Source organism: Dictyobacter formicarum (assembly GCF_016587435.1).
This window is the reverse complement of sequence record NZ_BNJJ01000027.1, coordinates 95266-107750: the sequence shown is the minus strand read 5'-3', so window position 1 is coordinate 107750 and position 12485 is coordinate 95266. Positions and strand designations below refer to the sequence as shown.

The 12485-nt window shown below is 52.0% G+C and carries 11 protein-coding genes; 5 read left to right on the top strand and 6 right to left on the bottom strand.

Annotated elements, in window-relative coordinates; translation table 11 throughout:
- From JMI88_RS33335 to JMI88_RS33320, 4 genes are all read left to right on the top strand, one after another.
- Positions 1 to 569, top strand: a 569-nt coding sequence (locus JMI88_RS33335; RefSeq protein ID WP_201366349.1) for a bifunctional 4-hydroxy-2-oxoglutarate aldolase/2-dehydro-3-deoxy-phosphogluconate aldolase, incomplete at its 5' end; no start/stop codon positions are given.
- Between the two features lie 91 nt (positions 570 to 660).
- A complete protein-coding gene (locus JMI88_RS33330; protein WP_201366348.1) occupies positions 661 to 1530 on the top strand; it encodes an SMP-30/gluconolactonase/LRE family protein in 870 nt (289 codons plus the stop codon).
- A gap of 41 nt (positions 1531 to 1571) precedes the next feature.
- Positions 1572 to 2849 carry a nickel-dependent lactate racemase gene (gene larA / locus JMI88_RS33325; protein ID WP_201366347.1) on the top strand — a complete coding sequence of 426 codons (1278 nt, stop codon included), beginning with the start codon at positions 1572 to 1574 and terminating at the stop codon, positions 2847 to 2849.
- A gap of 269 nt (positions 2850 to 3118) precedes the next feature.
- Positions 3119 to 4690 carry a phospholipase C gene (locus tag JMI88_RS33320; protein WP_201366346.1) on the top strand — a complete coding sequence of 524 codons (1572 nt, stop codon included), beginning with the start codon at positions 3119 to 3121 and terminating at the stop codon, positions 4688 to 4690.
- Positions 4691 to 4781: 91 nt separating this feature from the next.
- Here the strand turns inward: JMI88_RS33320 and JMI88_RS33315 are convergent, their stop codons facing one another.
- Positions 4782 to 5288, bottom strand: coding sequence for a methylated-DNA--[protein]-cysteine S-methyltransferase (locus JMI88_RS33315; RefSeq protein WP_201366345.1), 507 nt, complete (start codon positions 5286 to 5288; stop codon positions 4782 to 4784).
- Between the two features lie 456 nt (positions 5289 to 5744).
- Between JMI88_RS33315 and JMI88_RS33310 the strand changes: the two genes are divergently transcribed.
- Complete coding sequence (locus JMI88_RS33310) at positions 5745 to 6770, top strand: alpha/beta hydrolase (RefSeq protein ID WP_201366344.1); 1026 nt, start codon at positions 5745 to 5747, stop codon at positions 6768 to 6770.
- Between the two features lie 320 nt (positions 6771 to 7090).
- Here JMI88_RS33310 and JMI88_RS33305 read toward each other — a convergent pair whose 3' ends face one another.
- The 5 genes from JMI88_RS33305 to JMI88_RS33285 form a co-directional block, all read right to left on the bottom strand.
- Positions 7091 to 8053, bottom strand: coding sequence for a GNAT family N-acetyltransferase (locus JMI88_RS33305; RefSeq protein ID WP_201366343.1), 963 nt, complete (start codon positions 8051 to 8053; stop codon positions 7091 to 7093).
- Positions 8054 to 8090: 37 nt separating this feature from the next.
- Positions 8091 to 9716 carry a beta-N-acetylhexosaminidase gene (nagZ, locus tag JMI88_RS33300; protein ID WP_201366342.1) on the bottom strand — a complete coding sequence of 542 codons (1626 nt, stop codon included), beginning with the start codon at positions 9714 to 9716 and terminating at the stop codon, positions 8091 to 8093.
- 22 nt (positions 9717 to 9738) lie between these two features.
- The gene (locus tag JMI88_RS33295) at positions 9739 to 10707 is read right to left on the bottom strand and encodes an N-acetylglucosamine kinase (RefSeq protein ID WP_201366341.1); all 969 of its coding nucleotides are present in this window, start codon (positions 10705 to 10707) and stop codon (positions 9739 to 9741) included.
- On the bottom strand, positions 10704 to 11636 hold the full coding sequence (gene murQ / locus JMI88_RS33290) for an N-acetylmuramic acid 6-phosphate etherase (protein WP_201366340.1): 933 nt from the start codon (positions 11634 to 11636) through the stop codon (positions 10704 to 10706). Before murQ ends, JMI88_RS33295 begins: the two co-directional genes overlap by 4 nt.
- A gap of 84 nt (positions 11637 to 11720) precedes the next feature.
- Complete coding sequence (locus tag JMI88_RS33285; protein WP_201366339.1) at positions 11721 to 12467, bottom strand: GntR family transcriptional regulator; 747 nt, start codon at positions 12465 to 12467, stop codon at positions 11721 to 11723.
- Positions 12468 to 12485 lie beyond the last annotated feature (18 nt).

Sequence of the window (12485 nt, the reverse complement as noted above, 5' to 3'; positions counted from 1 at the left end):
ATAATCTGGATAACGCACTTGAAATCAGCGCCGCATTGCTGGAGGGAGGCGTTGATACCCTTGAATTTACATTGACCAATGCGAAAGCGAACGAAATCATTACCAAAGTGCGGCAAGAATTTGGTAATCGCCTGATTGTCGGAGCCGGTACAGTCCTGGATGGCACCATGGCTCAGGCCTCCATCGACGCTGGAGCTCAGTTTCTGGTCACACCGATCCTGGCCCTGGACGTGATTGAGAAGGGGAAAGAGCATGATATTCCAGTTGTTTGTGGTGCCTACACTCCGACTGAGATCTGGACCGCCTGGAAGTCTGGTGCCGCCCTGGTAAAAGTTTTTCCAGCCAGCCAGCTGGGCCCGACCTATTTCAAGGATATTCTGGCCCCGTTACCTGAGCTGAAGCTGGTCCCAACCGGAGGGGTCAACCTGCAGACCTGTGGCGCGTTCTTAAAAGCCGGTGCTTATAGCGTAGCGGTGGGCAGTCAGCTGGTCAGCAAAGATATTGTCAATAACAAAGATTGGGCAGGACTGACTACACTGGCGCGCCAGTATAGAGAAGCATGCCAATAATACAGCCGAGCGGGCTGGATAGCATAATCATGGCTTAGTGTATTGTTACATATGTATTGTGTCAGCATTGGCGTTGAAAGGGAGTTACACTATGAACAGTGTAGAGCATATCTTACCATGTAGGAATAAGCTGGGGGAGGGGCCCGTCTGGAGCGTAGACGAGCAGCTTCTCTACTGGGTTGACATTGAGAATGATTGCTATCATCGCCTGGACCCGCTGTCCGACAAACACGACGTCATCCCTGTAGGTGTATCCATTGGTGTGCTGGCATTGCGCGACGCTGGTGGTCTGGTGATGGCCACTAAAAAAGGCTTTGCCTTATGGGATGAGGTTGAACGGAAACTCACCTATATTGCTCGTCCCTTTGGAGAGAATCCCGATCTACGCTTCAATGATGGGGCTGTCGATTGTCGAGGACGCTTCTGGGCTGGCACCATGGCTGACGGGGACGATGTGCAGGCGCGCGGCGCGCTCTATCGCCTGGATCCCGATGGTTCTGTCCATGAGATGATTAGCGATATCGGCGTCTCTAATGGCATTGGCTGGAGCCCGGATAATCGGACCATGTATTTTACCGACTCCCCAACATACACTATCGTGGCGTATGATTTTGATGCCGAGACAGGGAATATTTCTAACCGCCGTATTTTTGTCGAGACGCCTGCTGAAGAAGGTGATCCCGATGGGCTGAGCGTGGATAGCGAGGGCTACGTCTGGAGCGCATACTGGAACGGTTCTAAAGTAGTGCGTTATGATCCACAGGGACAGGTAGATCAGGTTATTCAAATGCCCGTGCCGCGACCGACTGCTCCGGCCTTTGGGGGCCAGTATCTGGATGAGCTGTACATCACCTCGGCCTTCCCTGAAGAGGACCAGCGAGAAACCTATCCACTGTCAGGAGATCTATTTCGCGTTAAGGTTGGTATTAAAGGATTAGCTAAATACAAATTTGCCGGTTAAGTATGCTTATGTGCTTTGCATAGCCGAAAAGAGGATTGCTTATGCATGTCCAGATTCCATATGGAAGTGATGCCCGTACTATCACTGTGCCAGAACAGGCAGTTGTATTACACTCACATCCTATTCCGCCCTTGAAGGATGAGCGAGAAGCCTTCTTCAAGGCTCTGCATAACCCGATTGCGAGTGTGCCCCTGGTCGATAGGCTGAGCTCAAACGATCGTGTCGCCATTGTCATCTCGGATATCACCCGCCCTACGCCAAATGAGCGCATTGTGCCCTGGTTATTAGAGGCGCTATCTTTTATCCCGCGCTCACAGATAGTCATTTTAAATGGCACGGGTTCACACCGGGCTAACACGCGTGAAGAACTGATTCAGATGCTGGGTCAGGAGATTGTCGATAGCGTCGAGATAGTCAACCACAACGCCTTTGCTCCCGAGGAACTTGTCTCGCTGGGAAACAGTTCCTTCGGGGTGCCGGTGTTGGTTAATCGGCGCTATCTAGATGCTGACTTCCGCATCGTTACCGGTTTTATCGAGCCCCACTTCTTCGCAGGCTTTTCAGGAGGTCCCAAGGGCATTATTCCAGGCCTGGCTGGTATCCAGACCATTCAGGCGCTGCATAGTGCGCCCTTGATTGGGGACCAGCATTCAACCTGGGCTCTGCTCGAAGGGAATCCTATTCATCAGGGGATTCAAGCTGCGGTCAGGTTATGTCCACCAGAATTCCTGGTCAATGTGACGCTGGATCAGGAGAGGCAGATCACGGCAGTCTTTGCGGGCGACTATATTCGTGCCCATTATGTGGGATGCGCAGAAGTGGCGCGAAACGCCACGCAGGCCGTTGCAGAGCCATTTGATATCGTTGTTACCAGTAACAATGGCTATCCACTCGACCAGAACCTCTATCAGAGTGTTAAAGGTATGACGGCGGCAGCCCAGATCGTGCGCAAGGGGGGAGCCATCATCGCGGTCGCAGAGTGCCGCGACGGTTTGCCTGAACATGGTAACTTCAAGGCGCTGTTACAGATGCGTGAAAATCCAGCCGCCTTGCTGGAAATGATTAATCAGCCGGATTTCCAGATGCACGATCAATGGCAGGCTCAGAAGCAAGCACTGGTCCAGATTCAGGCCGATGTTTATCTGCATTCGAGCTTATCAGATGATGTTGTACGAGCTGCTCAGCTACTTCCGGCGCCCGATCTCCAGGCTACACTCGACCAGCTAATCCAACGCTACGGACCGCATCCCTCCATTGCCATACTTCCTGAAGGGCCGGTGATGGTTCCTTATGTGGCGGCCCCTGCTGGCTCTGCTTAAGTTCACCTGGGCTATCCTGTTGAGTGTACAAAACTCTTCCTCAACTCCTTCGCGTCAGGGAGTTGAGGAAGAGTCGTTGGCTTGTCAACATTCTAGCCATATAAAAGGGAAGTGCAACAGTTACTATGTGTTCTCAATGCTAAAAGAGATTGAATAAGAATTACTATGGTATAAATTTTAGATGTACTTAAACATAGATTTACTGTCAGTTAACACTTAAATGTTATACTGTGAGCGATAGAGCCCCCAATAGAATAGATGTAAGCATAATGATATTTAAAAAAAGAGGGATATTTATAGTGTTTAAATTTTGGCGCACGGCAGTTTCTGCCCTGGCTTTAGGATCAGTGCTGGTGAGCGGCGTCGCTGTGGCGAATGTAGCCGCGAAATCGGCAGCTGTAGATCCTCAAGCACAGACAACGACCACTACGCCAATTCAACATGTAGTGGTAATTTTTCAAGAGAATGTATCATTTGATCACTACTTTGGCACCTACCCTAATGCAACTAACCCTGCTGGTGAGCCCGCTTTCAAAGCAGCTAAAAACACACCATCTGTGAATGGTTTAACGGCTGGCTTGCTCACCAACAATCCTAATTCTGCCAATCCACAGCGCCTGGATCGCTCACAGGCCCTGACCTGCGACCAGGATCATGCTTATACAGATGAGCAGAAAGCTTTTGATCATGGTTTGATGGATAAGTTCGTGGAATCGGCGAGTGGTGGAAGTTGTAAAGATAAATCTATTGTTATGGACTATTATGACGGCAACACCGTTACAGGTATGTGGAATTACGCCCAACACTATGCCATGAGCGATAATTCTTTTGGTACCACCTTTGGTCCTTCAACACCTGGTGCGTTAAACCTGGTTTCTGGGCAGACTCATGGTGCAACTCCAGCAGACTTCGGCTATCCTGGCTACCCGGTAACCTCCAATGGCACGATGCTGAACGACATTGATCCAGCCTATGATGACTGCTCTGCGAAAGGCACGACCGCAGCTATGTCTGGCCGCAACGTGGGTGATCTGCTCAATGCGAAAAACCTTACCTGGGGCTGGTTTGAGGGTGGTTTCGCGCCATCATCTACTACTAATGGGCAAGTGGTTTGTGGCACAGCTCATAACAATATCAGCGGAGCATCGGTCAAGGACTATATCCCGCATCATGAACCATTCCAGTATTACAAGTCTACTGCCAATCCTCATCATTTGCCTCCGACTTCGGCGGCGATGATTGGTAAAACCGACCAGGCGAACCACCAGTATGACCTGCAGAACTTCTGGACTGCTGTCAATGCCGGTCATCTGCCCGCGGTTAGTTTCCTGAAGGCTGGTGCCTACCAGGATGGCCATGCTGGCTATTCTGATCCCCTGGATGAGCAGCATTTTGTGGTGGATACCATCAATCGCCTGCAGAAGCAGCCTACCTGGAAAAATACCGCTGTTGTCCTGGCATATGATGACTCAGATGGCTGGTATGATCATGTCATGGGGCCAATCGTCAGCCAGTCAAATGATCCCAATGATGCTTTAACTGGTGCCGGACAGTGTGGCACACAGAAAGCGGGCACTTATTCTGGTCGCTGTGGATACGGTCCACGCCTGCCCTTAATGGTCATCTCACCGTATGCCAAACAGAATTTTGTTGACCATTCTGTCACCGACCAGAGTTCGGTGTTGAAGTTCATCGAAGACAACTGGCAGCTGGGCCGCATTGGTGATCAGTCTTTCGACTCAATCGCCGGCAGCCTGTCGAACATGTTTAATTTCTCAGCTCCTGGCGAAGGAAATGATAACAAACTGTTCCTGGACCCACAGACAGGTGAACCATCTTAGCGATAAGATGGTGTAATACGCTCTATCAAAGGTCATGTCTTGCAATCTATAATGGAGGACATGACCTTTTTATTTCTCTGTTTATCCAGGTTTATAATAGCGTTTTACCCTCATGTTGTAGCAGCCAGTGTTTACGTTCTAAGCCACCGGCGTAGCCTGTCAGGGAAGTGTCTGCACCCACGACGCGATGGCAGGGGAGGACAATGGCGACAGGATTAAGCGCATTAGCCGCTCCAACTGCGCGGTAGGCCGTAGGCTTACCTAACTGAGCTGCCAGCTGTCCATAGCTCCTGGTAGCGCCAGCGGGAATGGTACGTAAGGCCGACCATACCTGTTGCTGAAAGGCTGTGCCCCCTGTATTGACCGGAATCGCATCCAGGCAGCGGTAATCACCAGCGAAATATGAGCGCAGCTGACTGCTGAAGCCGCAGGGATCTGCCGCACGTGTTAGATGGAACTCCCCATAGCGTTTCCGCAACAGGGTCAGCATGCGCGGTTCATAATCTGTATAATCCAATGAGCACATCTGCTCTCCATCCACTACCAGCACAATAGTCCCAATCGGCGAGTCGAGTGTATCGTAGTGTAGTTCTTTCATCTTCATTTGCCTTTCAGAGAAAGTTGCTACTAACAATCATACTCCTCACATCCGCCAGAAACTAGCGGTTTTCGGACACAACCATTGGTGGTTGTGTCCGAAAACCAGAGGTTTTGCGCCTTCGGCCCCTGACGCTACGCGCCTGCGGCGCTCAATAGGTGTTTTAAGTGTTGGTGCAACCTGTGCGCTTTGCGCACAGGTTGCACCAACACTTAAAACAGGCTCGAGTACGCATGCACCTGCCCGTAGGGGTGCGCTTTGCTTCCTATGGTGATAGACTTCAGACACATTCTAAAGAAAAACAGCATACATATCTCATTTTTACTGATAACCGGTAAAGGCGCAGCTTTTTTGTCAGCAGCAAGGTGCAGGTGCTATGCTTAAAGGGATAAGAGCCGAAAGGGCAATAACGAAATTACTGACACGTGATAGACGTATCCATGAGAGGAGACCATTATGTTGCCATGGTCCGCACCGTTGAGCGGGCGTTTTGATGAAGTAGTATTTGAGAGCGACGTCCTCAAAGATAATCCCTTGCATGATCCCTATCAGCGTCCGTTATGGATTTACCTGCCACCTGGCTATGATGAGGAGCCAGAGAGACGCTATCCGTCGGTATATATGATCCAGGGACTGACAGGCCAGCTAGATATGTGGCGCAACCGATCTGCGTTTCGTAAGAATTTTCCTGAACTGGCCGATGAATTGTTTACGCGCAAAGAGGCGCCACCCTGTATTATTGTGTGGGTAGATTGCTGGACCTCATATGGAGGGAGCCAGTTTGTGGATTCTCCAGCGACCGGCAAATATCATACCTATTTGTGCGATGAAATTGTGCCCTGGATAGATGCCCATTACCGTACTTTGCCTGCTCGTGAGCATCGCGGTATCGCCGGAAAATCAAGCGGCGGCTATGGTGCGATGATCACCCCCATGTTGCGTCCCGACCTATGGGGTGGGCTGGCCACGCATGCTGGAGACGCATTGTTCGAAATGTGCTATTTACCAGATTTCCGCCAATCTATTCGTACCCTGCAGAGCCGCTACGAAGGATCCTATGAAAAGTTCTGGGAAAGCTTCCGCCGCCGCATCCCTTTCACTCAGCCTGGTGACGAATCGCCCATGAATGATTGGTGTATGGCCGCCTGCTACTCGGCAGATCCTGATGGAACTGTACGTCTGCCATATGACCTGGAAACAGGCGAGGTAATTCCTGAGGTATGGGAGCGCTGGCTGGCCTGGGACCCAGTGCGCATGGCGCCTCAGCACGCGGAGTCTCTGCGCAGCATGAAGGCCATCTATATCGACGCTGGCAATCGCGACCAGTACTTCCTGGACCTGGGAGCCAGAGCCTTCTATAACGTTCTGAAACAGCTCGGCGTGAACGGCGTTTTCTTTGAATTATTTGATGGTACCCACTCTGCCATCGAATATCGTTATCCCATCAGCCTGAAATACCTGGCTGAGCGTCTGACTCCGTAGAGTGTGTCAGACTTCCATCCCCCACCAGGAAGTTGTGACTCGCCAGCCTGGGGGTGCTGATGTCCCTACAGGTAGAGGTTTTTGTTTTTCTGCTGGCTGATGAGGGGAAACATGACATCGTCTCTTGAACATATTCACGCGTGAGCGAAAAAATCGGAGGCAAGGCCCGAACCTATTGTTAAATTATGTTTTTGAAGGTTTCATCGCATGGCCATCGAAACGTATCAAGAATAATGATACCAATAGGTTCGGGCCTTACGCCCGATTTGCTCTCTTGGCAAGCGGCACCGTCTCCTCGCAGAGTAGAGGTTGTAGAGATCTTAGAGATTGGCGAGGTCGCGTACGCTAGGATGGTAGGAGCGCCACTTGTCGTAGCCGAGTTTGGCATAGAAATCTGTTAATTCGACCCAGTCGATGAAGCAGTTGGTGGTGCCGCGCTCTTTCAGTATCTCTGAAGCGCCAGCTACCAGAGCAATGCCGATACCGCGTCCGCGCTCGCTTTCGGCCACGCCCACCGCGCTCATCGCCCCCGCCTGTTCTCCTAGCAGATCCTGCCAGATCAGATCGGTACGTTCAGGATGCGATTGGGTCGACGAGTACATAATCAGCGTACCCAGGATACGACCATCTTCATCCCGTGCCACCAGCAAGTCACGATAATCACCCAGGTCGGCACAAATCTCATATTGAGGAAGCCAGTTAGCAAAATGTTTGGCCTCAAAGGCCAGAACATCTGTAACATTCTTGTTTTGCGCGCTGGCAATTGTGATCTTTTCTTGATGTAAACGCTGAATGACGCGCTCAGGAGTCTGGTAGGTGGTCAGATCCTGTGCCAGATCGTAGACCGTTGTAGAGAGGTCCCAGCCTCGGCCCTGAAAAAAAGCCAGGGCGCCAGGAAGATTATCGGGAACCCCACACCAGAAGCGTGGACTTACGCTACCCAACCGTACTGACGTCAAGCCATGGGAGCGAAAGTGCTCCAGGGCGGCGGCATGTAACGCTGTGCCAATGCCCTGTCTCTGTACATCGGGGTGGATCAGCAGCGCAAGCAGTTGTCCTACTTTTTCGGCGCCATAAGAGCGTTTAAGTGTGGCAACAAAACCAACGATTTTGCCGTTGATGCGGGCTACAAAATGCTGCGGTTCGTTTCCATTGAGCACTTTTTGTAAGCGTTCTTGCGTAAGAGGCCATTCAGATGAGAGGGCAGCTTGCCAGAGCGCATAGACATCCGCGGCATCGCGGTTCGCGTCATAAGGCTGAATATGTTCAGTTGTGACTTGCATTTTGTGTGTCCTATCTAACAGTGATCTAAACAGCAGATTACGGAGTCAGAGTGTACATGCCTGGGATACTAACAGGAAGTTGTCCCTGGGCGGTGATCTCGCCAAAGAGCACGCCTGCCGCTGCACGTAGGGCGGGCGGTGTACATTCATACGTAGCAAGGTAGGTTCCCAACTGCGGCATCGCCAGCAGATCGTATGGATTATACACAGCCAATCCTATAGTCGGTTTTCCATATTGCAGCATGTGTTGGACAAACTTTCCTTGATAGTGATCCAGATTTGCATTCACTGTCACTACTATAATCATAGCAAAATCACTAACCCGCTGGTCAATCCCTTGCATGCTTTCCACAGCATTTTGTGTTGTAATCGTCAAACTTTCGATATTTGCGTGTCGCTGATGCAGTTCGGTGACGAATGACTCGGTTGCCTGCGTTTTGTCGGCCGCAAAAGTATAACTGGAGGGCTGCAGGATTGTGACCAGCAGACGCTGATCGGGAGACAAGGTCAGTGGCAGGAGCTGTGGCGTATCGCGCACCACAGTAGTGGAAAGCGCATACGCTCGGTCGCGCAGCTCAAGATGGTCAGGTTGACCGATAGTGGATAACTGCTCGGTTGTCGGCAGCGTATTCCATGACAGCATGCGAGCTTTCAGTTGTAGAACCCGCTCACAGGACTCTTGGATGGCCTGCGGCGTCATTTCGCCCGCTTCCAGCGCCTGCTTTGTCGTTTCAATCGCGCCCTTTTGACGCGTATATTGATGAGAAATCAACGCCAGGTCATTACCTGCTTGCAGAGCCATGACCGCGCCACGCTCGACACCGATCGTTTCCGCAACCGCATTCATCTCCAGACAATCAGTAATGATCAGTCCTTGATAGCCAAGCTTATGGCGCAGGAGCTCGCGGACAATGGCCGGTGAAACAGTGGCGGGCAGCATCCCATTGGCAGGCATCAGAGCAGGCAGATAGAGATGGCCGATCATAATGCTATCGGCCCCCGCTTTAATGCCTTCATAGAATGGGATGAGCTCCAGGCTTTCCAGCCGATCGAGGGTATAGGGAAGGCTAGGGAGGGCCAGATGCGAATCAACCGCGGTATCGCCATGACCAGGGAAGTGCTTGAGGCTGGTAATCACGCCGATATCCCGATAGCCCTGTATCATCGCTGCCACAAGGCGGGCCACGCGCTGTGGATTCTCCCCAAAAGAGCGCGTACCGATGACCGGGTTGGCCGGATTATTATTGACATCCGCCACCGGAGCCAGGTTCATATTGATGCCCAGTGCTTTCATCTCGCGACCCGTGGCCTGGGCCACCTCACGCGTCAACGCCGTCGAATTGATCGCCCCCAGGGTCATATTTCCAGGAAAAACGGTTGTGCTATCCCCAAAGCGACGCACCATACCATTCTCCTGATCAATGCTGATCAAGAGTGGATAGCGATGGCCGGCCTCACGAGCTATCTGCTGTAAAGATTGTGTCAGCGCCTGAATCTGCTGGATATCCTGCAGATTGCGTTTAAACAACACAATACCACCCACATGATAGCGCTGGATCAACTCAACGATCTCGGGCGTCACCGTTAGACCAGGCAGCCCAACGACAAATAACTGGCCGATCTGCTCTTCAAGGCTCAAACCATCGGTAAGATATTGTTGCATAGCGTGTTTCTTTCTTCCCTGTCTATACGCGAATCCAATTCTGGAAGCCGGTTAAGTGGATAACTGTGCGGGCCGCGCTCAAGGCTGGTTGCTCGATATGAACCACCGGACCCAATGGTTGCGCAATTTCTAATTGTTCGAGGAAGCGGGCCTGAAAATTGGCCTCATTCAGCAATAAGCCACCACCCAGAGCGACAGGTAGGGCTTGCTGAATAGAAAAATCGAGTCTGGCGGCAACCGTCTTAACTACCAGAACTAGTTCAGAGATAGCGTTCTGCACCAATGCCGCAGCCATCACATCCCCATCTCGCTCGGCCTGCAAGACACAGGTCGAGAGACGAGCGATTTTCGCCTTATCCTCATTGAAGTAGACCGCACCAATCAACTCCTCAGCCTTTGTGAGACCCCACGACTGCAAAATACGATCCAGGAGAAGCGTGTGCGGATTGCGACCGTCGGCGGCCCGGACGGCGGCTTGCAGGGCCTGGATACCCAGGGCGTAGCCACTACCTTCGTCACCCAGCAGATGGCCCCAACCGCCGGCGCGGCTGGTCAGACCTCTTGTATTGCGACCCAACGCAATAGAGCCGGTACCCGCGATCAACACCACCCCAACGGCATCTGGTAGCACGCTTAATCCCAGTTCGGCGTCATTTGTGAGATAGACCGTTGCGGCCAGATCCTTTAGCAGGGGCATCAGCGCAGCATGATCGGCAGGTCGGTCGACCGCTGAAATTCCCAGCCAGGCCTTTGTAATAATTGTATCGGAATCAAGGAAACTTCGCGCCTGTTGCACCGCTGTATAAATATTAGAGACGGCGTTTTCCAGTCCCACACCGGTATAATTCGAGCTACCAGCCACGCCACGCCCGACCTCCTCGCCCTGAGCATTAACCAGCACGGCCAGCGTTTTACTGCCCCCACCATCTAACCCCAAATAGTAAGACTCAGGTGGTGTTGCCTGTAAAGAAGTATCATCATATATAGTCATGACTGCATTGCCTCAAGTGTAATACGCAAATTATGGTTATGCGCCGCCAGTTGGGCCCTGGCAACTTCAGGCGAGACATGCAAGCGACTAACCACAATCGCTGTTTTCGTCTCCCCTTGTGTTGAACGTAAAAGGGCTGCGGCCTGTTCACGATCCAGACCCGTTGTCCATTGAACAATATTGTTGGCTCGCTGTTCCAGCTTATAATTAGTAGCAACTACATCTACCATCATGTTGCCATAGGTCTTACCCAGCAGCACCATCGTACCCGTACTGAGCATATTGAGCACCATCTTCTGGGCGGTACCAGATTTCAAGCGCGTCGAGCCCGTAATGGCTTCGGGACCAACCAGCGGCACAATGGCAATATCCACCTGCTGCTCAAGGGGAGAATGCTGATTGCAGGCGATACCAATGGTCAGAGCACCCTGGCTTTTAGCATATTCTATAGCACCTAAGACATAGGGGGTACGACCGCTGGCAGCGATGCCAACCACGGTATCCAGCATTACCAGTTGCAAGCGTTCCAATTCTCCTCGACCAGCGACAGGACTATCCTCGGCGTCTTCAACGGCGTTCGCAGTGGCGATAGGGCCACCAGCGATCAAGCCGACGATCTGGTCCGGCGCAGTGCCAAACGTGGGAGGACATTCCGAGGCATCCAGGATACCCAGGCGACCAGATGTACCAGCGCCGATGTAGATCAAGCGTCCGCCCTGGCGCATGCGCGTCGCGATCTCCTCAATGGCCTGCGCGACGGCCGGCAGCACCAGCTCAACCGCCTGCGCCACCCTGGCATCCTCTGCATTAAGGGCCTGGACAATCTCCAATGGACTCATGCGATCGATGTCAGCGGTGGCCGGATTACTCGTTTCAGTAGCCAGGGCACTAATGGCGGGTATCCCCTCTGATTGAGGTACGTCTGACATATATTCATCCCCCTATGAAAGAAGTCATGCAAAAAAAGCGTGGTTATCGTCGCATAGTGAAAAGATTGTAAGCACAGCAGCGGCTTAAGGCATCAACTGTTCACGTTTTAGATTGGTATAGTAGGTATACTTATTGCCACAATACATAGCCCGGGCATACTCGATCGGGGTATCCCGTTCAGTATAGGTCGTACGGCGTGTAAAGAGGGCGGCACTATTGACAGGTACCTTCAGCAGTTGGGCCGACGCCTCATCAAACAGCCCGGCCTCAATCTCTTGTTCCGCCTCCATCAAGGGTAGCCCATAGCGAGTTTCAAGCAAGCGATAAAGAGAATTCTGTTCCAGATCCTCTTCCAACAACTTCTCGCACCCCATGAAGCTCAAATGAGAGATTTCGACCGCCAGCGGCTCACCGTCGGCCAGGCGCAGGCGCTGTAGATAAAAAATGGGTTGTCCAGGCTTAATGCGCAAGCGCTCAGCCGTTGTTTCGTCTGCCGGACTCATCTTAGCAGTCAGGACTTTGGTACCTGGTCGCTGACCACGGGCGCGGATATCCTCCGTAAAGCCAGTCAAATGAAGCAACTGCTGCGTGATTTTATGGCGACTCACGAACGTGCCTTTGCCCTGCTCGCGATAGAAAAGGCCCTCATTGACCAGTTCCGTAATAGCCTGGCGAGCAGTCATGCGACTGATGCCATATTGTTCACCGAGTTCACGTTCAGAAGGAATCAAATCACCCGGCTTCCACTCACCGAGACGAATCTTCTCGCGCATAATCTCTTTCAACTGATAGTAGCGAGGGAGCGGACCTTTGCGAAAAACTGTGCTCATGTACCGTTTCCAATCCTT